This window comes from Phenylobacterium sp. (assembly GCF_016124325.1).
GTDB lineage: Bacteria > Pseudomonadota > Alphaproteobacteria > Caulobacterales > Caulobacteraceae > Phenylobacterium.
In genome coordinates, this window is the sequence record NZ_WGNY01000030.1 from 118,954 (window position 1) to 142,269 (window position 23,316).

At 71.1% G+C, this 23,316-nt stretch carries 27 protein-coding genes and 1 pseudogene; 18 read left to right on the forward strand and 10 right to left on the reverse strand.

The features are described from left to right. Window positions 1–366: 366 nt before the first annotated feature. The 9 genes from GC203_RS17550 (at window position 367) to GC203_RS17590 (ending at window position 7,978) form a co-directional block, all read left to right on the forward strand. Complete coding sequence (locus GC203_RS17550; RefSeq protein ID WP_293457315.1) at window positions 367–1,245, forward strand: 3-hydroxybutyryl-CoA dehydrogenase; 879 nt, start codon at window positions 367–369, stop codon at window positions 1,243–1,245. A gap of 64 nt (window positions 1,246–1,309) precedes the next feature. Next, window positions 1,310–1,702 carry a YciI family protein gene (locus GC203_RS17555; RefSeq protein ID WP_293457317.1) on the forward strand — a complete coding sequence of 131 codons (393 nt, stop codon included), beginning with the start codon at window positions 1,310–1,312 and terminating at the stop codon, window positions 1,700–1,702. Continuing rightward, complete coding sequence (locus GC203_RS17560) at window positions 1,699–2,958, forward strand: RNA polymerase sigma factor (RefSeq protein ID WP_293457320.1); 1,260 nt, start codon at window positions 1,699–1,701, stop codon at window positions 2,956–2,958. Before GC203_RS17555 ends, GC203_RS17560 begins: the two co-directional genes overlap by 4 nt. A gap of 254 nt (window positions 2,959–3,212) precedes the next feature. Next, window positions 3,213–3,632 (forward strand): VOC family protein, encoded by a 420-nt coding sequence (locus tag GC203_RS17565; RefSeq protein ID WP_293457323.1) that lies wholly within the window; start codon window positions 3,213–3,215, stop codon window positions 3,630–3,632. 82 nt (window positions 3,633–3,714) lie between these two features. Next, the gene (locus tag GC203_RS17570) at window positions 3,715–4,131 is read left to right on the forward strand and encodes a DoxX family protein (protein WP_293457326.1); all 417 of its coding nucleotides are present in this window, start codon (window positions 3,715–3,717) and stop codon (window positions 4,129–4,131) included. Window positions 4,132–4,217: 86 nt separating this feature from the next. Further along, entirely contained in the window at window positions 4,218–5,465 is a 1,248-nt protein-coding gene (locus GC203_RS17575) for an EAL domain-containing protein (protein ID WP_293457328.1), read from the forward strand. Window positions 5,466–5,689: 224 nt separating this feature from the next. Beyond that, window positions 5,690–6,553 (forward strand): TIGR01459 family HAD-type hydrolase, encoded by an 864-nt coding sequence (locus GC203_RS17580; protein ID WP_293457330.1) that lies wholly within the window; start codon window positions 5,690–5,692, stop codon window positions 6,551–6,553. A gap of 47 nt (window positions 6,554–6,600) precedes the next feature. Next, window positions 6,601–7,023, forward strand: a complete 423-nt coding sequence (locus tag GC203_RS17585) for a MaoC family dehydratase (protein ID WP_293457333.1) — start codon at window positions 6,601–6,603, stop codon at window positions 7,021–7,023. A gap of 13 nt (window positions 7,024–7,036) precedes the next feature. Beyond that, window positions 7,037–7,978, forward strand: a complete 942-nt coding sequence (locus tag GC203_RS17590; protein WP_293457335.1) for a bifunctional riboflavin kinase/FAD synthetase — start codon at window positions 7,037–7,039, stop codon at window positions 7,976–7,978. A gap of 3 nt (window positions 7,979–7,981) precedes the next feature. On the opposite strand, the gene GC203_RS17595 is transcribed toward GC203_RS17590, so the two are convergent. The 5 genes from GC203_RS17595 to GC203_RS17615 are packed head-to-tail and all read right to left on the reverse strand — an operon-like array spanning window position 7,982 to window position 9,235. Further along, a complete protein-coding gene (locus GC203_RS17595; protein WP_293457338.1) occupies window positions 7,982–8,239 on the reverse strand; it encodes a hypothetical protein in 258 nt (85 codons plus the stop codon). A gap of 2 nt (window positions 8,240–8,241) precedes the next feature. Further along, complete coding sequence (locus GC203_RS17600) at window positions 8,242–8,391, reverse strand: hypothetical protein (protein ID WP_293457341.1); 150 nt, start codon at window positions 8,389–8,391, stop codon at window positions 8,242–8,244. A gap of 24 nt (window positions 8,392–8,415) precedes the next feature. Continuing rightward, window positions 8,416–8,775: a DUF6481 family protein gene (locus GC203_RS17605; RefSeq protein WP_293457344.1), complete on the reverse strand. Its 360-nt coding sequence runs from the start codon at window positions 8,773–8,775 to the stop codon at window positions 8,416–8,418. Beyond that, window positions 8,772–8,981 (reverse strand): hypothetical protein, encoded by a 210-nt coding sequence (locus GC203_RS17610; RefSeq protein ID WP_293457347.1) that lies wholly within the window; start codon window positions 8,979–8,981, stop codon window positions 8,772–8,774. Before GC203_RS17610 ends, GC203_RS17605 begins: the two co-directional genes overlap by 4 nt. Window positions 8,982–9,025: 44 nt before the next feature. Next, on the reverse strand, window positions 9,026–9,235 hold the full coding sequence (locus GC203_RS17615; RefSeq protein ID WP_293457349.1) for a cold-shock protein: 210 nt from the start codon (window positions 9,233–9,235) through the stop codon (window positions 9,026–9,028). A gap of 446 nt (window positions 9,236–9,681) precedes the next feature. Here GC203_RS17615 and ileS point away from each other — a divergent pair, with 446 nt between their 5' ends. The 3 genes from ileS to GC203_RS17630 all read left to right on the forward strand — a co-directional run bounded on the left by ileS (window position 9,682) and on the right by GC203_RS17630 (window position 13,737). After that, entirely contained in the window at window positions 9,682–12,594 is a 2,913-nt protein-coding gene (ileS, locus tag GC203_RS17620) for an isoleucine--tRNA ligase (RefSeq protein WP_293457351.1), read from the forward strand. Continuing rightward, window positions 12,591–13,106 carry a signal peptidase II gene (lspA, locus tag GC203_RS17625; protein WP_293457353.1) on the forward strand — a complete coding sequence of 172 codons (516 nt, stop codon included), beginning with the start codon at window positions 12,591–12,593 and terminating at the stop codon, window positions 13,104–13,106. Before ileS ends, lspA begins: the two co-directional genes overlap by 4 nt. Before the next feature lie 76 nt (window positions 13,107–13,182). Then, window positions 13,183–13,737 carry a DUF3035 domain-containing protein gene (locus tag GC203_RS17630; RefSeq protein ID WP_293457356.1) on the forward strand — a complete coding sequence of 185 codons (555 nt, stop codon included), beginning with the start codon at window positions 13,183–13,185 and terminating at the stop codon, window positions 13,735–13,737. A 128-nt stretch (window positions 13,738–13,865) separates the two neighbouring features. On the opposite strand, the gene GC203_RS17635 is transcribed toward GC203_RS17630, so the two are convergent. Continuing rightward, entirely contained in the window at window positions 13,866–14,828 is a 963-nt protein-coding gene (locus GC203_RS17635; RefSeq protein ID WP_293457358.1) for a TraB/GumN family protein, read from the reverse strand. Between the two features lie 53 nt (window positions 14,829–14,881). Here GC203_RS17635 and mutL point away from each other — a divergent pair, with 53 nt between their 5' ends. Both mutL and GC203_RS17645 read left to right on the forward strand, forming a co-directional pair. Next, the gene (gene mutL / locus GC203_RS17640) at window positions 14,882–16,735 is read left to right on the forward strand and encodes a DNA mismatch repair endonuclease MutL (protein ID WP_293457360.1); all 1,854 of its coding nucleotides are present in this window, start codon (window positions 14,882–14,884) and stop codon (window positions 16,733–16,735) included. Between the two features lie 112 nt (window positions 16,736–16,847). Next, complete coding sequence (locus tag GC203_RS17645; protein ID WP_293457362.1) at window positions 16,848–17,318, forward strand: hypothetical protein; 471 nt, start codon at window positions 16,848–16,850, stop codon at window positions 17,316–17,318. 9 nt (window positions 17,319–17,327) lie between these two features. Here GC203_RS17645 and GC203_RS17650 read toward each other — a convergent pair whose 3' ends face one another. Continuing rightward, a complete protein-coding gene (locus GC203_RS17650; protein WP_293457364.1) occupies window positions 17,328–18,101 on the reverse strand; it encodes a MerR family transcriptional regulator in 774 nt (257 codons plus the stop codon). A gap of 357 nt (window positions 18,102–18,458) precedes the next feature. Between GC203_RS17650 and GC203_RS17655 the strand changes: the two genes are divergently transcribed. Further along, entirely contained in the window at window positions 18,459–18,734 is a 276-nt protein-coding gene (locus GC203_RS17655) for a YjhX family toxin (protein WP_293457366.1), read from the forward strand. On the opposite strand, the gene rsmD is transcribed toward GC203_RS17655, so the two are convergent. After that, on the reverse strand, window positions 18,717–19,331 hold the full coding sequence (rsmD, locus tag GC203_RS17660) for a 16S rRNA (guanine(966)-N(2))-methyltransferase RsmD (protein WP_293457479.1): 615 nt from the start codon (window positions 19,329–19,331) through the stop codon (window positions 18,717–18,719). The genes GC203_RS17655 and rsmD overlap by 18 nt on opposite strands. Window positions 19,332–19,435: 104 nt before the next feature. Here rsmD and GC203_RS17665 point away from each other — a divergent pair. Beyond that, a pseudogene (locus GC203_RS17665) lies at window positions 19,436–20,071 on the forward strand (enoyl-CoA hydratase/isomerase family protein); the annotation flags it as partial. On the opposite strand, the gene GC203_RS17670 reads toward GC203_RS17665, so the two are convergent. After that, entirely contained in the window at window positions 20,022–21,185 is a 1,164-nt protein-coding gene (locus GC203_RS17670) for a pseudouridine synthase (protein ID WP_293457369.1), read from the reverse strand. The pseudogene GC203_RS17665 and the gene GC203_RS17670 overlap by 50 nt on opposite strands. A gap of 12 nt (window positions 21,186–21,197) precedes the next feature. On the opposite strand from GC203_RS17670, the gene tadA reads away from it, so the two are divergent. Together tadA and GC203_RS17680 are read left to right on the forward strand one after the other, a co-directional pair. Continuing rightward, window positions 21,198–21,650, forward strand: coding sequence for a tRNA adenosine(34) deaminase TadA (gene tadA, locus GC203_RS17675; protein WP_293457482.1), 453 nt, complete (start codon window positions 21,198–21,200; stop codon window positions 21,648–21,650). Between the two features lie 74 nt (window positions 21,651–21,724). Beyond that, on the forward strand, window positions 21,725–22,615 hold the full coding sequence (locus GC203_RS17680; protein WP_293457372.1) for an SDR family NAD(P)-dependent oxidoreductase: 891 nt from the start codon (window positions 21,725–21,727) through the stop codon (window positions 22,613–22,615). Window positions 22,616–22,726: 111 nt separating this feature from the next. On the opposite strand, the gene GC203_RS17685 is transcribed toward GC203_RS17680, so the two are convergent. Beyond that, window positions 22,727–23,311 (reverse strand): GNAT family protein, encoded by a 585-nt coding sequence (locus GC203_RS17685; protein WP_293457374.1) that lies wholly within the window; start codon window positions 23,309–23,311, stop codon window positions 22,727–22,729. Window positions 23,312–23,316 lie beyond the last annotated feature (5 nt).

The following is a 23,316-nucleotide window of genomic DNA, read 5'->3' on the forward strand; positions in this document are numbered from 1 at the left end:
TTTTCACACACACATTCGGCCAGGCCGACACCCGATGACCTAGGCCTGCGCGCGAGCGCGCGCCAACGACCGCTGTTCTCCGGCATTGTGAGGTGGATTGGCGCGCCGCCGCCGCGCGCCGCGGCCGGGCGAAACGCCCGCCGGCCCGGACCCCCGAAGGCGCGACATCCGAAGGTTGCGGCCCCGCCGCGCCGGCATGGCTTAGCGCCGGGTCGCCCGCCCCGCGTCCGGCCCAGCGGCCGGGAGGCGCGGCCCGACGATCTGCTGCGACGCAGCAAACCTCTTGCCGCAGCGCGCCATACGCATGTTAGAAAGCTGCCACATATATCGGCGGAATCCGTCGATGGGCATTAAGGCGTGGTCTGAATGATTGACATCAAGACGGTCGGCGTCGTTGGCGCCGGTCAGATGGGCTCGGGCATCGCCCAGGTCTGTGCGCTCGGCGGCTATGACGTGATGCTGCACGACGTGAGCCAGGAGCGGATCGAGCAGGGCATCGCCCACATCGAGCGCTACATGACCCGCCAGGTCGCCCGCGACCTGATCAAGCCCGCCGCCATGGAAGCGGCGATGACGCGGATCAAGCCGGCCACGGAGCTCCAGTCGATCGGCGGATCCGACCTCGTGATCGAGGCGGCCACCGAGAACGAGGACACCAAGAAGACCATCTTCAAGGCGCTTTCGCCCCACCTCGCCGCCAAGACGATCCTCGCCTCCAACACTTCGTCGATCTCAATCACCCGCCTGGCGTCGGTCACCGACCGGCCCGGCCGGTTCATCGGCCTGCACTTCATGAACCCCGTGCCGGCCATGAAGCTGGTGGAGATCATCCGGGGCATCGCCACCGAGGCCGAGACCTACGAGGTCGCCGTCCAGTTCGCCCAGTCGCTGGGCAAGACCACCTCCAACGCCGAGGACTTCCCCGCCTTCATCGTCAACCGCGTGCTGGTGCCGATGATCAACGAGGCGATCTACACCCTCTACGAGGGCGTCGGCACGGTGGAGGCCATCGACACGGCGCTGAAGCTGGGCGCCAACCATCCGATGGGCCCGCTGGAGCTGGGCGACTTCATCGGCCTCGACACGGTGCTGTCGATCATGAACGTGCTGCACGAGGGGCTGGCCGACTCCAAGTACCGACCCTGCCCGCTGCTGGTGAAGTACGTCGAGGCGGGCTGGCTGGGCCGCAAGTCGGGCCGCGGCTTCTACGACTACCGCGGCGAGAAGCCCGTCCCCACGCGATAGTTTCCCGCGCCTGTCGGGCTCTGGCATCCTCGCGCGTCCTTGGGACGAACGAGGAGGCCCGCCGATGCTCTACGCGCTGCTCTGCTACAACGACGAGGCCACCGTCTGGGCCTGGGACAAGACGCAGGACGCCGAGGTGATGGCGCGCCTGGGCGTGGTGCGCGACCGGCTGGAGAAGGCCGGCAAGATGGGGCCCTCGCTGCGCCTGCTGCCCACCACCGCCGCGACCACCTTCCGCAAGAGCGACCCGCCGCTGGTCGTCGACGGCCCCTACGCCGAGACCAAGGAACAGCTGCTGGGCTTCTACATCCTCGACGTGGCCGATCTGGAGGAAGCGCTGCAGGTCGCCCATGACCTGGGCGAGGCCAATCCCGGCGGCGCCTACGAGATCCGACCGCTCGCGGTCTACAACGCCGGCGCCCCTGTCGATCCGGCCGCCGCGAGCGCCGCGCGGTGAGCGACCTGGCCTGGATCGACGCGGCGATCACCGCCGCCCGGCCCCAGGCCGTCGGCGCGCTGCTGCGCTATTTCCGCGACCTCGACACCGCCGAGGAGGCCTTTCAGGACGCGTGCCTTCGCGCGCTGAAGAACTGGCCGAAGAACGGACCGCCGCGCGATGCAGCCGCCTGGCTGATCATGGTGGGCCGCAACGCCGCGCTGGACGGGGTGCGCAAGCGCTCGCGCGACGCCGAACTGCCCTCCGAGGACGTGCTGTCCGACCTGGACGACGCCGAGGAGCGCGCGGCCTCGCGCATCGACGAAAGCGACTATCGGGACGACGTCCTGCGCCTGCTGTTCATCTGCTGCCACCCGGACCTGCCGGCCACGCAGCAGATCGCGCTGGCGCTGCGCATCGTCTCGGGCCTTTCGGTGGTCCAGATCGCCCGCGCCTTCCTGGTGAGCGAGGCGGCGATGGAACAGCGGATCACCCGCGCCAAGCGGCTCGTGGGCCAGGGCGACGCCGCGTTCGAGACCCCCGGCCCCGTGGAGCGGGCCGAGCGTGTCGCGGCCGTCGCGGCCATGCTCTATCTGGTCTTCAACGAGGGCTATTCCGCGGGCGACAATCCCGAGCGCGCCCAGCTCTGCGGCGAGGCGATCCGGCTCACGCGCCTGCTGCTGCGCATGTTCCAGACCGAGCCCGAGATCATGGGCCTGCTGGCGCTGATGCTGCTGCAGTCGTCGCGCACCGCCGCGCGCTTCGACGCCGACGGCCAGGTGATCCTGCTCGACGATCAGGACCGCGGCCTGTGGGACCGCAAGCCGATCGCCGAGGGGCTGGCGCTGATCGACAAGGCCATGCGCCACCGCCGGCCCGGTCCCTATCAGGTGCAGGCGGCGATCGCGGCGCTGCATTCCCGCGCCCCCTCGCCGGCCGACACGGACTGGACCCAGATCGACGCCCTCTACGCCACGCTGGAGCGGCTGACGCCCTCGCCCGTGGTGACGCTGAACCGCGCCGTGGCGGTCTCCAAGGTGGCCGGCCCCGAAGCCGCGCTCGACATGATCGCGCCGCTGTCCGACCGCCTGGCGAACTACTTCTACTTCCACGGCCTGGCCGGAGCGCTCAATCTGGAGCTCGGTCGCCACGAGGCCGCGCGCACGGCGTTCGACCGGGCCATCGCGCTCGCCAACACGCCGGCGGAGGCCGCCCACATCCGCCAGCACCTGGACCGTCTGTCCCGGGATCACGCGCCGAGGTCCGGCGCGGCCTGAACGCCGCCTGCGATCGGCCGAGCGACCGACCCCGTCCCGTCATCCCAGGCCTCGTGCCTGGGATCCCTCTCGCGGCCGCACGGCGCGGGATGTCCCCCAACATTCGTGGGGCGGAACGAGGGATCCTCGCCACGGGGGCGAGGATGACGGCTCGGGCTCGGGCGCCGGCGGTCGAAATAGTTCTGGCGACGGATGTCGGGCCAGGCTGCCGTCGCGCGTCCTTGGAGCACAACCGCTCAGCCAAGGAGCCCCCGATGTCCGAAACGCTCGAAACCCGTCCCGTGCCCCAGGTGGAGACCAAGGGCGGGGTGATCGCCTACCTCGCCGTCGACGGGGCCGTGAAGGCCGCCGAACTCTACCGGAAGGCCTTCGCCGCCGAGATCGCCGCCCAGCATCCGGTCGACGACAAGGGCCGGACCATGCACATCCACCTCTATGTGAACGGCTCGTCGATGATGCTCGGCGACTTCTACGAGGAGCACGGCCACGCCAAGGTCGCGCCGGCCGCCATCACCCTCCAGCTCATCGTCGACGACGCCCAGGCGTGGTTCGACCGCGCCGTCGCCGCCGGCTGCGAAGGGATCATGCCGCCGCAGAAGATGTTCTGGGGCGACATCTGGGGCCAGGTCCGCGACCCCTTCGGCTTCGTCTGGGCCTTCAACCAGGCCGCCTGAGCCCCGCGGCCTGAGGCGCGCCCGCGGCCGGTCCCTCCTCCCCGCCGGCCGCGGGCGCCCGCTCCCTCGAAGGAACCTCGACATGACTGCGCTCACCGTCACGCCCGGCGCCTCGCCGCAAAGCCGCGCCCTGACCATCGCCGGCTGGACGCTCTCCGGCCTGTTCGCGGCCTTCATGGCCTTCGACATCGCCATCAAGCTGATCCGCCTTCCGATCGTGGAGGGGACCGGCCGCCAGCTCGGCCTGCCGCCGGACAGCGGCTTCGGGATCGGGCTCGGCGAGCTGATCATCGTGGCGCTCTACCTGTTCCCGCGCACCTCGCTCCTGGGCGCCGTGCTGGTCGCGGCCCTGATGGGCGGCACGGCGGCCGTCCACCTCGTCGCCGGCTCGCCGGTCTTCAGCCACATCCTGTTCGGTCCCTATCTGGCGCTCATCGCCTGGGGCGGCCTGTGGCTGCGTGACGCAAGGCTGCGCCGGCTCGCCCCCATCGCGCGTTAACCAAACCCGAACCCGGGGCATGGTTAATGAATTCGACGGCCCGGGAGTCCCCAGCGGATACTCCGGGTGATTCGGATCGGGGTCCCATGCGCCGGCTCACCCTCGCGTTGCTCTGCGCGACCTATCTCTGTCTCTCGCTGATCGTGGCGGTCAGCCTGTGGCGCTACGGCTTCGGCTGGGGCGTGGCGGGCTCGGCGCTCATGGGGTGCCTCGGCCTGTGCCTGGCTTCCCACGGCATGATCATGCGCTTCCTGGAGATGCGTGAGATCCGCGGCGAGGTCGACGCCGTGCGCGAGGCGCACCGTATCCTGCTGGGCCAGGTCGAGCGGATAGACGGCCGGCTCGTGGAAGTGGCCCAGGCGGTCGAGATCGACCTGTCCCGTTCCGCCGAACTCGAAGACGAGGTCCACATGCTGGAGGACCTGGTCCAGAAGATGGGCCAGCGCTTCGACGAGGCCCCCGCGCCCTATCTCGCCGCCGCCGGCGGCTACGCCGCCCCGCGCCCGGCGGGCCTGCGCGAGATCGTCCGCGACGCCCTGTCCCAGAACCGCGTCGACCTCTACCTGCAGCCGGTCGTCGCCCTGCCGCAGCGCAAGACCGTCTTCTACGAGGGCTATTCCCGCCTGCGCGACGCCACGGGCGCCGTCATCATGCCGGCCGAATACCTCTCGGTGGCCGAGCCCGGCGGCCTGGTCACCGCCATCGACAACCTGCTGCTGTTCCGCTGCGTCCAGATCGTCCGCCGGCTGGCGCGCCAGGACCGCCGCGTCGGCATCTTCTGCAACATCTCCCTGGCCAGCCTGGGCGACGACGACTTCTTCCCGCAGTTTGTCGACCTGCTGCGCGCCAACCGCGACCTCGCCCCGGCGCTGGTGTTCGAGATCGGCCAGGCGGCCTTCGACAACCGCAACAACGTCCAAGCCCGCAACATGGCGCGCCTGGCCGAGCTGGGCTTTCGGTTCAGCCTCGACAAGGTGACCAACCTCGACCTCGACCTGCAGGAGCTCGCCCGCTGCGAGGTGCGGTTCGTGAAGCTGGGCGCCCAGGCGCTGCTGGACGAGCTGACCGAGGTGAACGAGCGGCTGGTGCTGCGCTCGCTGCCCGACCTCGCCGCCGAGGACTTCGCCCTGCTCGCCCGCCGCTACGGCATCGAGCTGGTGGCCGAGAAGGTCGAGACCGAGCGCCAGGTGGTCGACATCCTCGACCTCGACATACGCCTGGGCGAAGGCCACCTGTTCGGCGAGCCCCGCGCCATCAAGGAAGCCGTGCTCAGCGAGGCCGGCGCGCCGCCGCCGCCTTCGAACGTCGAACGCCTGCGCGTGCGGGCGGCGTAAACCCCCACCCGTCATCCCGGACGAAGGGCGCGAAGCGCCCGAAGATCCGGGACCCAGCATCCCCGCCCTCGACACCGCAACGGGCGCGTCGTCGGCGCCGTGCGGCTGGATCCCGGTTCGGCGGCCCCTAAGGGGCCTTGACCGGGATGACGGCCCTTCCGTCCGGAATGATGGGGCCTCGCGTGCTTCGCCGGGCCGGAGGAACGTGCTAACCGCCGCCGGCCATGACCTCCCCCACCCCGATCTCCGGGCTCTCCGAGCTCGCCGGCCGCTACGACGTCCTGCTCTGCGACGTGTGGGGCGTGATCCACAACGGCCGCGAAAGCTTCCCCGCCGCCACCGCCGCCCTGTCCCGGTTCCGCGCCGAAGTCGGCCCGGTGATCCTGATCTCCAACGCGCCGCGCCCGCACCCGCCGATCGTCGAGCAGCTCGACGGCCTGGCCGTGCCGCGCGCCGCCTGGACCCGGCTGGTCACCTCGGGCGACGCCACCCGCGCCCTGCTGGCCGAGCGGGCGCCCGGGCCGGTGTGGGCCATCGGCCCCGAGCGCGACGCCGTCCTCTACGAAGGGCTGGGGCTCGACTTCGGCGGGGCCGAGGACGCCGCCTTCATCTCGGTGACCGGTCCCTACGACGATGAGGTCGACGAGCCCGCCGACTACCGCGACCGCTTCCGCCTGTGCGCCGACCGTGGCCTCGACCTGATCTGCGCCAATCCCGACATCGTCGTGCAGCGCGGCGACCGGCTGATCTACTGCGGCGGCGCCCTGGCCCAGCTCTACGAGAGCCTGGGCGGCCGCGCCGTGATGGCCGGCAAGCCCTACGAGCCCATCTACGACATGGCGCTCCGGGAGGCCGAGGCCGCGCTCGGCCGGCCCGTGGACCGCGGCCGGGTGCTCTGCATCGGCGACGGCCTGCCCACCGATATCCGCGGCGCCAACGCCCGTGGGCTTGACGTCCTCTTCGTCGCCAACGGCATCCATGGCGCCGAAACCGTGGGCGAGACCGGCCTCGACCTGCGCATCGTGGGCGACTTGATGCGCCAGGAAGGGCTAGCGGCGAACTGGGTCATTGCGGATATGGTCTGGTAGCCGGCTCCGGGGGGAGCGGGAAAAAGCAAAAAAGGGGGCGCAAGCGCGTGCAGGGGCTTTATTTCGATGAATTGACGGTGGGCCAGTCGGCCGAGATCAGCCACGTGGTCGGCGCCGCCGACATCGAGGCGTTCGCCGAGGTTTCGGGCGACAATAATCCGGTGCACCTGGACGACGCCTACGCCAAGACCACGACCTTCGGCGAGCGGATCGCCCACGGCATGCTGTCGGGCGCCTATATCTCGGCCGTCCTCGGCACGAAATTGCCCGGACCAGGCGCGATTTACCTGTCGCAGTCGCTCAGGTTCAGGCGGCCCGTGAAGATCGGCGACCTGGTCACCGCGCGGGCGACGGTGAAGGCCCTGGACGCGGCGCGCGGCCATGTCACGTTGGAGACGGTATGCGAGGTGGGCGGAAAGACGGTGGTGGACGGCGAGGCGCTGGTGATCGCGCCCCGGCGCGGGGCGTGAGGGTCCGCGCCGTATGAAGCGCATCCGGGTGATCCGCGGCTGGAAGGATTTGCCGCCCGGCGACCGCGGCGCGGCCCTGGCCATGGGCAATTTCGACGGCGTCCATCTCGGCCACCAGAAGGTGATCGAGCTGGCGGCCCGGGCGGCCGAGGACCTTTCCGCGCCGCTGGGGGTGATCACCTTCGATCCGCACCCGCGCGTCTACTTCCGCCCCGACGAGCCGGCCTTCCGCCTGATGAAGACCGACCAGCAGGCCCGGGCGCTCGAGAAGCTGAACGTCGACATGCTCTACGTCCTGCCGCTCACCGCCGAGCTGGCGGGGATGACCGACCGCGAGTTCGCCACCCGCGTGCTGCACGAGGGCCTCGGCGCCCGCCACGTGGCCGTGGGCTTCGACAACTCCTTCGGCAAGGGCCGCACCGGCACGCCGCGGACCATGAAGGCCTACGGCCAGGAGATGGGCTTCGGGGTCTCGGTGGCCGAGCCGGTCGGCGACGGCGGCGTGGCGAAGTTCTCCTCCACCGCGGTGCGCGACGCCCTGCGCGAGGGCCGCCCGGAGGTCGCCGCCGAGGTTCTGGGCCGGCCCTTCGCCATCGAGGGCCCGGTGCAGCGTGGCCGCCAGCTGGGCCGCAAGCTGGGCTTCCCGACCGCCAACGTCGACCTCGCCGACTACGTCACGCCCCGCTTCGGGGTCTACGCCACCCGCACGCGGCTCTCCGACGGGCGCGAACTGGCCGGCGTGGCCAACATCGGCGTCAATCCGACGGTTACGGGGGTCACCAAGCCCCTGCTCGAGGTCTGGCTGTTCGACTTCGACGAGGACATCTACGACCGCGTCATCGAGACCGACCTGATCGCCTTCCTGCGGCCGGAGGAGAAGTTCTCCAGCCTGGAGGTGATGACGCAGCAGGTGATGGCCGACGCGGCCAGGGCGCGGGAAATCCTGGGGGCGTAGCCGCTAGCGGGCGGCGGTGATGTCCTTGATCAGCGCTTGCACGGACGCCTTGCCGCCGACGCTCCAAACCACCTTGAGGTAGGCCAGGGTGCGCGCGGCCGAGGCGTCGTACTTCCAGTCGCAGCCGACGAAGCTGCAGTCGACGAACACGGGCGGCTCGCCGCCCGCGTAGACGAGCCGGCAGTCCCGGAACTCGCAGCCCGAGAAGCTTTCGCCGTCCATGGCGACGGTCTCGTGGTTGTAGATCTCGCCGCTGGGCATGCTCAGCTTTCTTCGTTGGCCGCGGGCGTCTCGGGATCAGCGGCGGCGGGTGCGCGCTGCGCCCGCTTCGCTTCCGCCTTTTCGGCTTTCTTCAACGCCTTCAGTCGGTCGCGTTCACGACGCTCGAAATCGAAATTCGGCTTCCTCGCCATCGAGGCCTCCTCAGGAGCTTGGGTTCAGGCGCGCGCCTTGCGGGCGGCGTAGCGCGCGTCGCGCTTCGCCTTCTGCTCGGCCTTGCTGAGCGCCTTGCGCTCCTTGCGTTCGCCGCGCCTGGCGTCGAGTTCGGCGGTCGCGGCGGCCTGGACGGCGAGCGCGGCGGCTTCGGCGGCGTCCGCCGCGGCCTGCAGCTTGGCGGCCTTCGCGTCGATGCGCGCCTGGCGCACCTGCGCCAGCTCGGCCTTCTTCGCTTCCGCGCGGGGCGTGAATTCACCGGCGTTGACGGTCGGCTTGGGCCGGAAACCGGCCAGCAGGGCCTTCTTCGCTTCGGCGGCTGTCTTCAGTCGCTCGGCGAAGTCGGTTCGTTGGAATTCTTTCACGGGCGCCTCGGAGAGGGCGCGGCCTGGGCCGCAGGGAACGTCGCTGCGCAGATCGCCGCCAGATGGCCACGGATGCTGCGGGGCGCGAGCAGCGCGTCGACGGCGCGACAGCCGTCGGCCTTCAGGCGTCGCTTGAGCTCCTCGAAGTCGGCGACTTCTCCGGAACGGGCGACCTCGAAGGCGTGTTCGATTGTGGATACGGTCATGACGTTGCGGGGACGCGGACGGGCGCCCGCCTCCCCGCCAGTCCTCAGCCGGCTTGCAGCTGTCCGGCCGACATCTTGCCGCTGCGCTGGTCGCGCTCCAGCTCGAAGCTGACCTTCTGGCCTTCGTTGAGCGAGCCGAGGCCCGCACGCTCGACGGCCGAGATGTGGACGAAGACGTCGTTGCCGCCGTCGTCAGGTTGGATGAAGCCGAAGCCCTTGGTGGGATTGAACCATTTCACGGTACCAGAAGCCATTTTTGTCGCCTTTCAAGCACAATATTTCGCGCACCCCGGCGGGGCGTCGCATCGATTTATCGGATTGGATCTAGGTAAGTCCGGGCTCGATCCGAAGAACAAGCGTGGAGAGCAACCGAACCATTTCGAATTTCGATTTGCGCATCCTATCCGAAAAACTTCCCGCGCTCCAGAAAATTCGCAATTTCCACCTCTGGACGGCGTCGGCGACGACGCGATCCGCGCGGCCCATCAAAGCGCTTCTCGCCGGCCGGGGCGGCGCGCGACCGCTTCGCGCCGGGGCTGCGCCGCCTGCGGGGATGACGCCCGGCGCCCACTCTGTTAGAGCCACCGCGATGACGACGGTTCGGACGAGCCTGCGAATTATACGCCCGGCGTGACGCCGCCGGACGGCCGCGCGCGCCGGGTTTCCCGCACCTCTCCCCCGAACTTCTGGACACCGAGTGATGGCCGACGACGCCGACAAGCCCGTTCGCGACTACCGCGAGACCGTATTCCTCCCCGAGACGCCCTTCCCCATGCGCGCGGGCCTGCCGCAGAAGGAGCCGCTGACCCTGGCCCGGTGGGACGAGACCGGCCTCTACCACGCCATGCGCGCCGAGCGGCAGCGGGCGGGCGCGCCGCTGTTCGTGCTGCATGACGGGCCGCCCTACGCCAACGGCGCCATCCATGTGGGCCACTGCCTGCAGAAGACGCTGAAGGACTTCGTCGTCCGTTCGAAGTTCCTGCTCGGCTACGACGTCGACTACGTGCCCGGCTGGGACTGCCACGGCCTGCCGATCGAGTGGAAGATCGAGGAGGAGCTGCGCGCCAAGGGCCGCCGCAAGGACGAGGTCTCCAAGGCCGAGTTCCGCAAGCTCTGCCGCGACTACGCCGCCCACTGGATGGGCGTCCAGAAGGACGGCTTCAAGCGCCTGGGCGTGATCGGCGACTGGGAGAACCGCTACGCCACCATGGACTTCACGAGCGAGGCGGCCATCGTCGCCGAGTTCCACAAGTTCGTGGCCTCCGACCAGCTCTACCGCGGCTCCAAGCCGGTGATGTGGAGCCCGGTGGAACGCACCGCGCTCGCCGACGCCGAGGTCGAGTACCACGACCATGTCAGCCCCACGATCTGGGTGAAGTTCCCCGTCGTCGAAGGCAGCGACGCCGCCCGTGGCGCCAGCGTGGTGATCTGGACCACCACGCCCTGGACCATCCCCGCCAACCGGGCGATCAGCTACAACGAGGCCATCGCCTACTCGGTCTATGTGGTCGAGGCGATGGAGGAGGGCCTGGAGTTCGAGCCCTGGGCCAAGGCCGGCGACAAGCTGATCGTCGCCGACAAGCTGGCCGCCGACGTGATGTCCGCCGCCAAGGTCGCCAAGTTCCGCCGCGTCGAGCCGGTCGACTGCCAGGGCATGGAGTGCGAACACCCCTTCGCCAACCTCGACCCGCACTACCAGTTCGGCGTGCCGCTGCTCAGCGGCGACCACGTGACCGACGACGCCGGCACGGGCTTCGTCCACACCGCCCCGGGCCACGGCGCCGACGACTATCTGGTCTGGCTGGCCCACGGCCATCGCGAGATCCCCGAAACGGTCGATCCCGACGGCGCCTACTATCCGCACGTGGCCCTGTTCGCGGGCCTGAAGGTGCTGGAGACCGAGGGCAAGAAGGCCGGCAGGTTCGGCCCCGCCAACCCCGCCGTCATCGACAAGCTGATCGAGGCCGGCCGGCTCCTGGCGCGCGGGCGGCTGGAGCACAGCTACCCGCACTCCTGGCGCTCCAAGGCCCCGGTGATCTTCCGCAACACGCCGCAGTGGTTCATCCGCATCGACGAGCCGGTGGAGACCCCGCAGCTCGGCGGCCGCACCCTGCGCGAGGCGGCGCTGGAGGCCATCGAGGCCACGACGTTCTATCCGGCCGGGGGCAAGAACCGCATCCGCGCCATGGTCGAGAGCCGCCCCGACTGGCTGATCAGCCGCCAGCGCGCCTGGGGTTCGCCGCTGGCCATGTTCGTCGACAAGGAGACCGGCCACCCGCTGCACGACCCCGAGGTCGACCGCCGGATCGTCGAGGCGATCAGGGCCGAGGGCGCCGACGCCTGGTTCACCCGGCCTTCGACCGACTTCCTGGGCGCCCACGATCCCGACCGCTACGAGAAGGTCGAGGACATCCTCGACGTCTGGTTCGACTCGGGCTCGACCCACGCCTTCACCCTGGAGAACCGCGCCCACACCAAGTGGCCGGCCGATCTCTACCTGGAAGGCTCCGACCAGCACCGCGGCTGGTTCCAGAGTTCGCTGCTGGAAAGCTCGGGCACCCGCGGGCGCGCGCCCTACGACGCCATCCTCACCCACGGCTTCACCATGGACGAGGCCGGCGAGAAGATGAGCAAGTCCAAGGGCAACGTCGTCGACCCCGAGGTGGTGATCCGCGAGAGCGGGGCCGAGATCATCCGCCTGTGGGCGGCGATGATCGACTACGCCGACGACAGCCGCATCGGCAAGACGATCCTCCAGACCACCTCCGACGCCTATCGCAAGCTGCGCAACACCGTCCGCTACATGCTGGGCGCCCTTTCCGACTACGGCCCCGACGAGGCCGTCGAGCTGGATCAGATGCCGCCGCTGGAGCGCTTCATCCTGCACCGCCTCTGGGAACTGGATGGCCAGGTGCGCGCCGCCTACGAGGGCTATCTGTTCCAGGACGTGATCCGCCCGATCCTCGACTTCTGCCAGGACGAGCTGTCGGCGCTGTTCTTCGACATCCGCCGCGACAGCCTCTACTGCGACCGGCCCGACGCGGTCCGCCGCCGCGCCGCGCGCACGGTGATGGACGCCGCCTTCGAGCGCCTGACCGCCTGGCTCGCCCCCCTCATCCCCTTCACCATGGAAGAGGCCTGGACCACGCGCTATCCCGACGCGCCTTCCAACTGCCTGCGCACCATCCCGCAGACGCCGGCCGAATGGCGCAACGATGCCGAAGCCGCCCGCTGGGCGAAGGTCCAGAAGGTGACCTCCGTGGTCACCGGCGCGCTGGAGGTCGAGCGGCGCGAGAAGCGGCTGGGCGCCGCGCTTGAGGCCGCCCCGCGCGTCCACGTGGCCGATCCCGACCTGCTGGCCGCCTTCGGCGAGCTGGACGCCGCCGAGGTGTTCCGCACCAGCCAGGCGACCCTGGTGGCCGGCGAGGGCCCGGCCGGCGCCTTCCGCCTGCCCGAGGTCGCCGCCGTGGCCGTCGAGCCCCTGCGCGCCGAGGGCCGCAAGTGCGCCCGCTCCTGGCGCATCCTGCCCGAGGTGGGGACCGACCCGCGCTATCCCGACCTGTCGCTGCGCGACGCCGACGCGGTCGCCGCCTGGGACGCCGCCCGCGCATGAGCGGAGCCGTGGAGAACGCGCCCCCGTCCCCCCGCGTGACCCGCTGGGGCTGGCGGGCCTACGCCGTCGGCCTGGCGGTCATCGCCCTCGACCAGCTCAGCAAGTGGTGGATCCTCTCGGTCGTGCGCCTGCCCGAGCAGGCGACCATCGAGGTGCTGTGGCCGCTGCAGTTCACCCGCATCTGGAACCAGGGCGTCAGTTTCGGCCTGCTCCAGGCCCAGCAGGACCTCGTGCGCTGGGGCCTCGTGGGCTTCTCGCTGGCCGTGGCGGCCCTGCTCGGCGCCTGGGCGCGCAACCAGACGCGCTGGCTGCCGGCCCTCGGTCTGGGCCTCGTCATGGGCGGCGCGGTGGGCAACGCCATCGACCGGGCCCGCTTCGGCGCCGTGGTCGATTTCATCGACGTCCAGCGGATCGGCTTTTTCCCGTGGATTTTCAACGTCGCCGATTCGGGCATCACCATCGGGGTGGCCCTGCTGCTGCTCGACAGCTTCCGCAGCGGCCGCGGCGATTGACGGCGTTGGCCTCAGCGCCCGATTGCGCTATGCCGTTGCCTCCGAGGCTGGGGGCCTCAAGGAGTCTCTATCGTCCATGAGCGTCAACCGAGTGATCGTGGCGACCGCCCTGGTCGCGGCCGCGGGTCTCGCCGGCTGCCAGTCGACCCAGAAGGCGCTCGGCATGTCGAAGGTCACCCCCGACGAGTTCCGCATCGTCACCAAGGCCCCGCTGGTGGTGCCGCCTGACTATGCGCTGCGCCCGCCGGCCCCCGGCGAGCCGCGCCCGCAGGAACTCCAGCCCGAAAGCGCCGCGCGCATCGCCCTCCTGGGCCAGCGCGAGGCCGAGCAGCGGTCGCAGGGTGAGAAGCTGCTGGCCGCCAAGGCCGGCGCCGACAAGGCCGACCCGCTGGTCCGCTACGTCGTCGACGACGAGTTCGGCGACATCGCCCACAAGGAAAAGAGCTTCGCCGACCGGGTGATGTTCTGGAAGAAGGGCGAGACGGCCGCCGCTCCGCAATCCGGGCTCGACGGCTCCACGGCCCCGATCGACGCCGCCGAGGAGAAGGAGCGGATCGCCAAGCTCACGGGCGACCAGCCGGTGACGATCCACCGCGAAGGCGGGACCAAAATCAAGCTCCCCGGGCTCTAAGCCCTTTCCCTCCCCTTCATGGGGAGGGCGACTCGCGCAGCGAGCGGGGTGGGGCGGCCGCCGCCCCCACCCGTCCCGGGCTGACGCCCGGTCCACCCTCCCCATGAAGGGGAGGGAAATCTCGCGCCCTATTCCGCCTCGTCCGGCGTCTTCACATCGAAACCCTGGGCGCGCAGGCGCTCCAGCACGCCGTTCTGCGCCAGCAGGGGCCTGAGCGGCACCAGCGCGATGGCGTGGCCGGGCGTCTTCAGCGCCTGGGCGATGGCGGCGGCCTCGTCGGCCTTGGTCTTCTCGTCGTAGGTGCGGCCCCCCGAGATCGCCGCCAGGCAGCGTTCGTAGGTCCGCTCGTTGGCCAGCGCGCCTTCCACGTCGCCGTCGGCCCACGCCCGCGCCGCGGCGCGCGTGACCTCGGGGCCCGCCTCGGCCTGGGCCAGCACCTCGTCGAAGCAGACGCGGCCCGAGGCCGCCGGCGTGCGGATGATCCCGCTGAGCTGGCGGCCCAGGTCGTAGCTCTTGGTCACCACCTTCACGCCCTTCTGCTGGGCCAGGTAGCGGACCAGCTTGGCCGGATCCATGTTGGTCAGCTCCGAGGCGTCTCGGTAGTCGATGGCCAGCTGCACCCCCGCCGCCAGCGGGTTCTTGGTGCCGTAGTGACCGGCATCGTGGCCCAGCTTCTCGCGAACGGCCACGAAGCGCGCCCGGGTCGCCGGGTCCAGCCGGTCCTCGAACGGGCCGCCCGACTTCAGGCGCATCAGGTTCCACATCGAGCCGATCGAGCCGCCCAGCTTCACCTTCACGTTGACGAAGGGCAGGATCACCTCGTTGGCGCCCTCCAGGCGCCGCTCGAACACCCGGCGGTTCCACTGCATCCGCTTGGGCGCCAGCGAGGGCACCCCCAGCACGTAGACCGTCGTGTCGGCGTCCGACACCTGCCACCACGCCGGTCCGGGCAGGCGGCCGCGCACCACCAGCTCCTGCACGAGCGTCGCGTCGGGGTCGTCGATGGCCGGCGTCCCCGGCTGCGGCTGGGCGCCCGCCGGCGCCGCGGCCAGGGCGAGAACGGCGATGAGGCAAGGAATACGGGTCTTCACGCGAGCAATCCTGGGAAACGGGCCGCCTGGAATCGTATTAGTTAGGAAGGTCCATGCCGATCCGCCGCCTTCCCGCCGAACTGATCAACCGCATCGCCGCCGGCGAGGTGGTGGAACGGCCCGCGAGCGCCGTCAAGGAGCTGGTGGAGAACGCGCTGGACGCCGGGGCGGCCGAGATCCAGGTCCAGGCCGACGGCGGGGGCCTGTCCCGCATCCTGGTGGCCGACGACGGCCAGGGCCTGACGGCCGAGGAGCTGCCGCTGGCGGTGGAGCGCCACGCCACCTCCAAGCTCACCCCCGACGACGCCGGCGACTACGACCTCCTGCGCATCGCCACCCTGGGCTTCCGCGGCGAGGCCCTGCCCTCGATCGGCTCGGTGGCGCGCCTGTCGATCACCAGCCGCGCCAAGGGCCTGGCCGACGCCCATGCGATCTTCGTGGAGGGCGGCGCGGTGGGCCAGGTGGCGCCGGCCGGCTTCCCCGGCCCCCACGGCGCCCGCGTCGAGGTGCGCGACCTCTTCTACGCCACCCCTGCGCGCCTGAAGTTCATGAAATCAGAGCGGGCGGAGTCCACCGCCATCGCCGAGGAGCTGAAGCGCCAGGCCATGGCGCACGAGGCCGTGGGCTTCGCCCTCGACATCGACGGCCGCCGGACCTTGCGCCTCCCGGCCGAGCCCGCCGGCGACGACGGGCGCCTCGCCCGGCTCTCCGCCATCATGGGCCGCGAATTCTCCGACAACGCGCTGCTGATCGACCAGGAGCGGGAGGGCGTGCGCCTCACCGGCTATGCCGGCCTGCCGACCTTCAACCGGGGCAACGCGGCGCATCAGTACCTGTTCGTCAACGGCCGGCCGGTGCGCGACCGGCTGCTGCAGGGCGCGCTGCGCGGCGCCTACGCCGACTTCCTCGCGCGCGATCGCCATCCCGTCGCCGCCCTCTACCTCGAACTCGACCCCACCCTGGTCGACGTGAACGTCCATCCGGCCAAGGCCGAGGTGCGCTTCCGCGATCCCGGCCTCGTGCGCGGCCTGATCGTCAGCGGGCTGCGCCACGCCCTGGCCGGGGCCGGACACCGGGCCTCGACCACCGTCGCCAGCGCCGCCTTGGGCGGCTTCCGCCCCTCCAGCCTGCCGCCGCAGCGGCCCTCGGGCGGCGGCTTCTCGGCTTGGTCCCAAGGGGGCTGGGACCGGCGCGACATGGGCGCGGCGATCGCCCAGGCCATACCCGGTCTGACCGAGGTCTCGGCCCGCGCCGAGCCGGCGCCGGACGCCGCCTACTCCGGCATGGCCGAAGGCGAGGCCCCGGCGCCGGCCTTCGATCCCGTCGACTATCCGCTGGGCGCCGCCCGCGCCCAGGTCCACGAGACCTACATTGTCGCCCAGACCCGCGACGGCGTCGTCATCGTCGACCAGCACGCCGCCCACGAACGCCTGGTCTATGAGCGGATGAAGACCGAGCTCGACGACGGGGGCGTGGCCCGCCAGGCGCTGCTGCTGCCCGAGGTGGTCGAGCTCGACCCCGCCGAGGCCGAGCGCGTCGCCGCCCGCGCCGACGAGCTGGCCGCCCTGGGCCTGGTGATCGAGCCCTTCGGCCCCGGCGCGGTGCTGGTGCGCGAGGTCCCCGCTCTCCTGGGCCAGACCGACGCCGCCGGCCTGATCCGCGACATCGCCGACGACCTCGCCGAGAACGGCCAGGCCTTGGCGCTGAAGGAGCGGCTGGAGGACGTCTGCTCCACCATGGCCTGCCACGGCTCGGTCCGCGCCGGCCGCCGCCTCACCGCGCCCGAGATGAACGCCCTGCTGCGCCAGATGGAGGCCACCCCCCATTCCGGCCAGTGCAACCACGGCCGCCCCACCTACGTCGAACTCAAGCTGGCCGACATCGAGCGCCTGTTCGGCCGGCGCTAGAGCCCGGTCGCGCAGCACATTTCAGCGCCGCAGCATCCGACATGAGATTGCGCAATGCGTTCGCCGGAATCCCGCGCGAAAGCTCCGCCGCAATCAACGCCGAGGACCTTTCGTGAGCGTCGCGTCCAAGCCCCGCAGAATCCCCTGGCCCAGGCTCCTGCGGCAGATCCACCTGTGGCTGGGCGTGTTCTTCGCCCCGGCCATCCTGTTCTTCGCCGTCACCGGCGGCCTGCAGGAGCTGAAGCTGCACGAGGCCCACGGCGACTACACGCCTGCCCCGATCGTCGAGAAGCTGGGCCAGGTCCACATCCACCAGAAGTTCGCCGTGCGGCCCCAGCGCCAGGGCGCCGCGCCGGCCAGGGGCGGCGCGCCCGCCCAGGCCGCCGCGCCGCGCGCGACGCCGCCCGCGCCGGAGACTTCGGTCGTGGCCAGCCGCTGGTTCTTCACCGCCACCGCCGTCGGCCTGGTCGCCACCACCCTGCTCGGCCTGTGGATCGGCGTGGTGCAGGCCCGGCAGAAGACGCTCGCCCTGATCCTGCTGGGCGCGGGCTCGCTCCTGCCGGTCGCGCTGCTGGCGCTCTGACGACGGGGTCTAGCCGAGCGCCTCGGCCGCATAGGCTCGCATGGCCGCCTGCAGATATTCGGTCATGCCGGCGGCCTGGGCCTCATAGCGGGCCCGGAAGTCGGGGTGCTCGCCGTACAGGACCGCGAGGTTCTCATAGGCCACCCGGCTCACCGGATGCGGCCACGACCGGGCGATCCAGTCGCAGTGGCGGCTGGTCAGGGCCTGGACCGTCTCGCCGTCCGCCGGCAGGCCCGAGGTCAGGGCGCGGACGAAACCGGTCTCGATCTCGGCGATCTCGGCCTGCGACCGGTCGAAATCGGCCTGGGTCCAGCCCTTCTGCGCGGTCTTCACCGCATCGATCGAGTCCTGGATCTTGGGCCCGTATCGCTCCACCAGCCAGGCTTCCTGCTTGGCCTGCTTTTCCGGGTCGAAGCCCCGGTACATCGCCTTGTCGTCCATCGTCGTCGCTCCTTGCAAAGCGGCGAGGGTGTCGTCGATCGTCCTGAGCAGCCGCCCATAGCGCCGCCGCTCGGCCTCAAGCCGCGCGCGGTGCGCCTTCAGCGCCGCCATCCGGTCGAAGTCCGGCGCGTCCAGCACCTGGCGGATCTCGTCCAGCGGGAAGCCCAGCTCCCGATGGAAGAGGATCTGCTGCAGGCGCAGGAGCTCGTCCTTGCCGTAATAGCGGTAGCCGTTCGCGCCGACGGCCGCGGGCTTCAAAAGCCCGATGTCGTCGTAGTGGTGCAGCGTGCGGACCGAGACGCCCGACAGCTTCGCCACCTGCTTGACCGTATAGCCGCTCAAGAAAATCGTTCCCTTGCCGATGGCCCAGGCACTTGAGGTCTCACGTCCCGTGAGGGTCAAGCGTTGCCGAAACGGCGAAGCTCGGCCATCCTCCGGCGCAGTCCGCTTCAGGTGGAGTCCATGTCTGAGAATGTGTCCGAGGCCCGGGCCTAGCCGCCGACCGGTTCCTCGTTTGTGATCGGCGACGACAGCCTCGCCCGATCGGATCCCTCCGATCGGGACTACGAGGCTCGTCTCGTTCAATTCGGCGCATTTCCCGCGCCGAACCGGCAGCCACTTCGGCTGGAAATGCGGCAGGCCCGTTCCGTCCGCGCCCCGTGCGGGCGCGCCCAGTGACGCCTGATCCCGGACATTTCCTTGAACATCTCCAAGCCGCAGCAACGCACGCTGCATGCGCTCGCCCAGGGCGGCGCGATCCTGATCGAACGCGACGAACGCGGAACCCTCGTCGCCGCCGAATGCGTCACCCGCGAGGGCTGGCGCCTCTCCGACTGCGACCTCGCGGTCTTCAAGTCGCTGAAGCAGAAGCGGCTGATCGCCAGCCGCGGCGGCGGCCCCTATCGCATCACCCGCGAGGGCCTGCTCTGCCTGCGCGCCCAGGGCGACAACCGCACCTCAGCCCGCGGCTGGTAGAGCCCGCAGGAAATGGACGCGCGCGGCGCCGTAGTCGCGCGCGTCCAGCCGCTCGTAGCCCTCGGCCTCGAAATCCGGCTCGCCCGCGCCGCGTTCGAACACGACGATGGCGCCGTCGGCCAGCCAGCCGCCCTTGGCGAGGCGCTCCAGCGCCTGCTCGCCCAGGCCCTTGGCGTAGGGCGGATCGAGGAAGGCGAGGTCGAAGGCCGGCCCGTCGGCGCCGGGCCTGACGCCCAGGTCGCTGGCGCTGCGCCGGTGCACCCGCGTGCGGCCGAACAGGCCCATGGCGTCCACGTTCTCGCGGATCGCCCCGCGCGCCGCCTCGTCGGTCTCCACGAACAGGCAGAAGGCCGCCCCCCGCGACAGGGCCTCGAAGCCCAGGGCGCCCGAGCCGGCGAACAAGTCGATCACGCGGCGGTCGCGCACGCCCTCGCTCCAGGGCGCGTGCTCCAGGATGTTGAAGATCGCCTGGCGGGCCCGGTCCGAGGTGGGGCGCGTGGCCTCGCCCTTGGGCGCGATCAGCGCCTTCCCGCGGAAGTCTCCCGATACGATGCGCAACGCTGGGTCATCCTTGTGAAGTCGGCCCTTCCGATCCAGGCTTTCGGACAACAAAGCAAGAGGAGGAGACCATGGGCCTGGTGAGCGTCGAGCGCCGCGGTGGGACAGCGGTGATGACCTATGCGAACCCGCCGTTCGGGACCATGACCGCCGCGGGCGCGCAGGAGATGCTGGAGGCGTTCCGCCCGCTGGCCGCCGATCCGGCCGTGCGTTCGGTCGTCGTCACCGGCGGCCTGAAGGACATCTTCATCCGCCACTACGACGTCGGCGAACTCTCCACGGCCAGCGACGCGACAAGGGACGCGCCGCCTCCGCCCCCGCCCGAGCCCGGCGCCCGGCCCCGCCAGGGGTTCCTGGCCCTCACCGACGAGATCTTCGAGGCGCCCAAGCCCGTGGTGGCCGCCATCAACGGCCTGTGCATGGGCGGCGGGTTCGAGCTGTCGCTGGCCTGCGACCTGCGCATCGCCAGCCCGGGCGTCGAGGCGATCGGCCTGCCCGAGACCCGGGTCGGCATCTTCCCCGGCGGCGGCGGCACCCAGCGGCTGCCGCGCGTGGTGGGCGAGGCCAAGGCCCTGGAGATCATCCTGCGCGGCCTCACCTTCACGGGCGAGCAGGCCCACGCCATCGGCCTGGTGCACGAGCTGGCCGCCGACCCGCTGGCCCGCGCCCTGGAGATCGCCGCCGAGTGGGAGACCCGCGGGGCCGAGGGGATCGCCTACGCCAAGCGCCTCACCCGCGCGGCCCTCGACCGCCCGGTCGCGGAGGGCCTGGCCGACGAGCGCCGCTCGTTCGCCGAGGTGATGCGGACGGCTTCGGCCCGCGAGGCCCTGCGGGCGGCCCGCCAGCCCGCGGAGATCCAGAAGGCTTAGCCGCGCCGGGCTTGCCCTTGGGCTTCGGCTTGGGTTTGGGCGGCGGGTGCGGCCGGGCCTTGACCTTCGGCTTGGCCCAGCCGGCCTTGTAGGCCTTCTTCGCCGGCCGTTCGGCGGGCGCCTGCGGGGCCTGCGTGGCCGCCGCCTCGGCCGCCTGCTGGGCGCGGCGGCGCTGCTTGGCCGGGGCCCGGTATTGCGGCCGCTCGCCGGTGGGCAGGTTCTCGGGCGCGATGTGCTCGGCGAGCTGCTCGCGGATCACCCGCGGCCCCACCTCCTCGATCTCGCCCACGCCCAGGGTCCCAAGGGCGAACGGCCCGTAGGCCAGGCGGATCAGGCGGTTCACCTTCAGGCCCAGCGCCTCCAGCACCCGGCGCACCTCGCGGTTCTTGCCCTCGTGCAGGGTGACGGTGATCCACAGGTTCGCGCCCTGCGGCCCCTCCTTGGCCTTGTCCAGCTTGGCCTCGATGGGACCATAGCGGACGCCCTCGACGGTGATCCCGTCCTTCAGCCGGTCCAGCCGTTCCTGATTGGTGCGCCCGTGCGCCCGGGCGCGGTAGCGGCGCACGATCGCGCTCGACGGCATCTCCAGCGCGCGCGCCAGCTCGCCGTCGTTGGTCAGCAGCAGCAGGCCCTCGGAATTGAGGTCGAGCCGCCCCACCGAGATCAGCCGCGGCAGCCCCTCCGGCAGGGCGCCGAACACCGTGGGCCGCCCCGCCGGGTCCTTGTGGGTCGTCACCAGCCCCACCGGCTTGTGGTAGCGGAACACCCGCGCGGGCTCGGGCTCGCTCACCACCTCGCCGTCCACGGTGAGGATGTCGCCGGGCTCCACCTTCACCGCCGGCGTCGTCAGCACCCGGCCGTTGATCGCCACCCGGCCCTCGCCGATCAGCCGCTCCACGTCGCGGCGCGAGCCCACGCCCGAGCGCGCCAGCAGCTTGGCGACGCGTTCGCCGCTTTCGGCGCCGTCCTCGCTCTCGGCTTGACCCGGCTCGCGCGGCTCTGTTCGTAGGGGATCGTGGACCATGACGAAAAGACCATGCGCATCGCGCTCGAAGCGGCGCAAGCCGCCGCCGCGGCCGGCGAGACGCCGGTGGGCGCGGTCGTCGTGGATTCCGCCTCGGGCGAGGTGATCGCCATGGGCGCCAACCAGCCGATCGGCGCCCACGACCCCACCGCCCACGCCGAGATCGTCGCCCTGCGCGAGGCGGCGCGGAAGCTCGGCAACTACCGCCTGACCGGCCTCACCCTGTTCGTCACCCTGGAGCCCTGCGCCATGTGCGCCGGCGCCATCAGCCACGCCCGCATCGGCCGCCTGGTGTTCGGCGCCGAGGACGCCAAGGGCGGCGCCGTGGTCCACGGCCCCCGCTTCTTCGACCAGCCGACGTGCCACTGGCGCCCCGAGGTCGAGGCCGGCGTGCTGGCCGAGGAGAGCTCGGCCATGCTCAAGGCCTTCTTCCGGGCGCGGCGGGGGACCAAGGCGCCGGGCTGAGCGCGCATCGCCCCTTGCCATCCGCCCTCCCCGGGTCCGAAGATGCTTCCAAAGAACGGTATGGGAGGAAGGTCATGGCCGGATTGCTGGACGGGAAGGTCGCCATCATCACGGGCGCGGGCGGCGGGCTGGGCGAGGCCTACGCCAAGCTGTTCGCCAAGGAAGGCGCCGCGGTGGTCGTCAACGACCTGGGCGGCGCGCGCGACGGCTCCGGATCGGGGACCAGCGCCGCCGCCGAGAAGGTGGTCGCCGACATCAAGGCCGCGGGCGGCCGCGCCGTGGCCAACGGCGACGATGTCTCCACCATCGCCGGCGGCGAGAACATCCTGAAGACCGCCCTCGACGCCTTCGGCAAGGTCGACGTTCTGGTCTGCAACGCCGGCATCCTGCGCGACAAGACCTTCGCCAACACCTCCGAGGAGGACTGGGACAAGGTGATCAAGGTGCACCTCAAGGGCACCTACTGCTGCGCCCTGCCGGTCTGGAAGTGGATGAAGGACAACGGCGGCGGCTCGATGGTGCTCACCTCGTCCACCTCGGGCCTCTACGGCAATTTCGGCCAGACCAACTACGGCGCGGCGAAGGCCGGCATCTACGGCATGGTCCGGGTGATGTCGATCGAGGGGCGGAAGTACAACATCCGCGTCATGGGCCTGGCGCCCGGCGCCTACACCCGCATGACCTCCGACCTGCCCGGCCGCAAGGACCGCGAGCCCGATCCGCTGAGTCTGCCCGAGAACGTCGCCCCCGGCGTGCTCTTCATGGTCAGCGACCTGGCCGCCGAACACTCGGGCAAGATCCTCGGCGTCTCCTCGCGCGGCGTGCGCGAGATCAAGATGGTCGAGACCGAGGGCTTCGCCCCCGGCCGGCCCTACACGGCCCAGGAGGTCGCCGAGAACGCCGCGCAGGTGTTCTTCGACGTCCCCGAGAACGTCCACCGGTTGAAGGCGCCGGCGGCGGCCTGACGCCCCCTCCGGCGGCTGCGCCGCCACCTCCCCCGCTTCGCAGGGGACGAGCGCTCCTCCCCCGCCTGCGGGGGAGGGGGACCGCGGAACGGGGTGGAGGGGGAGGGCCGCCTAAGCGAAAGCCCCCAGCCGCGCGTCGAGCCGATCGCGCACGGCGGGCCATTCGTCGGCCAGGATCGAGAACACCACCGTGTCGCGGACGCGGCCGGTCCAGGTCATCCGGTCCTGGCGCATGATCCCCTCCTGGATCGCGCCCAGCTTCAGCACCGCCGCGCGCGAGCGGCCGTTCAGCGCGTCCACGTGATAGACCACCCGCCGCGCGCCGGCCTCGAAGGCGTAGCCCATCATCAGCCGCTTGGCGCCAGGATTGACCGGCCCGCCCCGGACGTCCGGCCGGTAGTACGTCCCCCCGACCGCCACCGCCGCGTTGGCCGGCTCGATGGCGTAGAAGGTGGTGATCCCCACCACCTCGCCGCCCGCGATCACGGCGTAGGGCTGGGTCGTCCCGGCGGCCTGATCCCCCATCAGCCGGGCCCAGGTGGGCTCGAAGTGCTCGTTCGCCCACGAGAAGGGATAGAGCTCGGTCCAGACCGCCTGGTCGGCGTTGCAGGCCGCGCGCAGCCCCTCACGATGCGCCTCGGCCATCGGCTCGAGCCGCACGAACGCGTTTTCCAGCACCTTGGGTTCGAGCTTCATGTGAC

Coding starts and splice junctions, on each gene's coding strand:
- GC203_RS17550 (WP_293457315.1), top strand. CDS start 367: ATGATTGACATCAAGACGGTCGGCGTCGTTGGCGCCGGTCAGATGGGC.
- GC203_RS17555 (WP_293457317.1), top strand. CDS start 1,310: ATGCTCTACGCGCTGCTCTGCTACAACGACGAGGCCACCGTCTGGGCC.
- GC203_RS17565 (WP_293457323.1), top strand. CDS start 3,213: ATGTCCGAAACGCTCGAAACCCGTCCCGTGCCCCAGGTGGAGACCAAG.
- GC203_RS17570 (WP_293457326.1), top strand. CDS start 3,715: ATGACTGCGCTCACCGTCACGCCCGGCGCCTCGCCGCAAAGCCGCGCC.
- GC203_RS17575 (WP_293457328.1), top strand. CDS start 4,218: ATGCGCCGGCTCACCCTCGCGTTGCTCTGCGCGACCTATCTCTGTCTC.
- GC203_RS17580 (WP_293457330.1), top strand. CDS start 5,690: ATGACCTCCCCCACCCCGATCTCCGGGCTCTCCGAGCTCGCCGGCCGC.
- GC203_RS17590 (WP_293457335.1), top strand. CDS start 7,037: ATGAAGCGCATCCGGGTGATCCGCGGCTGGAAGGATTTGCCGCCCGGC.
- GC203_RS17595 (WP_293457338.1), bottom strand. CDS start 8,239: ATGCCCAGCGGCGAGATCTACAACCACGAGACCGTCGCCATGGACGGC.
- GC203_RS17600 (WP_293457341.1), bottom strand. CDS start 8,391: ATGGCGAGGAAGCCGAATTTCGATTTCGAGCGTCGTGAACGCGACCGA.
- GC203_RS17610 (WP_293457347.1), bottom strand. CDS start 8,981: ATGACCGTATCCACAATCGAACACGCCTTCGAGGTCGCCCGTTCCGGA.
- GC203_RS17615 (WP_293457349.1), bottom strand. CDS start 9,235: ATGGCTTCTGGTACCGTGAAATGGTTCAATCCCACCAAGGGCTTCGGC.
- ileS (WP_293457351.1), top strand. CDS start 9,682: ATGGCCGACGACGCCGACAAGCCCGTTCGCGACTACCGCGAGACCGTA.
- lspA (WP_293457353.1), top strand. CDS start 12,591: ATGAGCGGAGCCGTGGAGAACGCGCCCCCGTCCCCCCGCGTGACCCGC.
- GC203_RS17630 (WP_293457356.1), top strand. CDS start 13,183: ATGAGCGTCAACCGAGTGATCGTGGCGACCGCCCTGGTCGCGGCCGCG.
- mutL (WP_293457360.1), top strand. CDS start 14,882: ATGCCGATCCGCCGCCTTCCCGCCGAACTGATCAACCGCATCGCCGCC.
- GC203_RS17670 (WP_293457369.1), bottom strand. CDS start 21,185: ATGGTCCACGATCCCCTACGAACAGAGCCGCGCGAGCCGGGTCAAGCC.
- tadA (WP_293457482.1), top strand. CDS start 21,198: ATGCGCATCGCGCTCGAAGCGGCGCAAGCCGCCGCCGCGGCCGGCGAG.
- GC203_RS17680 (WP_293457372.1), top strand. CDS start 21,725: ATGGCCGGATTGCTGGACGGGAAGGTCGCCATCATCACGGGCGCGGGC.
- GC203_RS17685 (WP_293457374.1), bottom strand. CDS start 23,311: ATGAAGCTCGAACCCAAGGTGCTGGAAAACGCGTTCGTGCGGCTCGAG.